A 723-nucleotide genomic window follows, 5' to 3' on the forward strand; every position below is an offset into this window, starting at 1 on the left:
GGACAGAAAATTGAAGCCTCCTACCTTGTTGCTTTGGAAGGCGAAAAGATTAAGAAAGCCGACGCTGGCGATAAGATTCTCGGTGTTGTGTCGAAAACGGCCGGGCTTGTCCTCGGTGGTGCTGCTTTCGATTGGAAAGACCGGTATTTGAGAGATGAATTTGGCGGCATTATTTATCAAGAGGTTTATGACGGTGAACGGGTTATAACGGTTCCGGCGGAAAATCCAGACTATGATCCTTCAGAGGCTTATAAGCCTCGTGAAGAGCGAGACGAGTGGCATGTCATCGGTCTAATTGGTCAGGTGTTTGTTCGTATTGACTCCACAGTTAGGGTAGGTGATAGCGTAACGGCAATTGAAGGGATAGCGACAAAAGCTGAGTCCAACGGATACGGCACTGTAATGAAAATTGAAATGCCATACGACGAAGAAAAAGGCTACGGGGTAGCCAAGATGATCGTCACGCCGCAACATTAAGGAGGTTCATTCTTGATTTATAAAAATGCAAACGTCACGTATGATATTAACTCACATGGATCAAACGGAAGATCAACAAACATTCAATTTATGACCCAAGATACGGGCAGCACCAAGCTGTCCTTTTCTTTTACAAAAGATAGTGTCCCACTTCCATTGTCCGCGGTTGATGCAAAAATTGTTTTGCTTTATCCGGACGGTTCTTTCTATAAAAGGAGTCTTACTCTCGTAGACAAAGTGAACGGA

The 723-nt window shown here is 44.5% G+C and carries 2 protein-coding genes; both read left to right on the forward strand.

Translation table 11 applies throughout. The features are described from left to right. A partial coding sequence (locus ACWHAR_RS26930; protein ID WP_452088410.1) for a peptidase G2 autoproteolytic cleavage domain-containing protein occupies nt 1-477 on the forward strand: 477 nt, incomplete at its 5' end. 12 nt (nt 478-489) lie between these two features. After that, a partial coding sequence (locus ACWHAR_RS26935; RefSeq protein WP_452088411.1) for a BppU family phage baseplate upper protein occupies nt 490-723 on the forward strand: 234 nt, incomplete at its 3' end.

The organism is Bacillus sp. LR--39 (assembly GCF_053613335.1).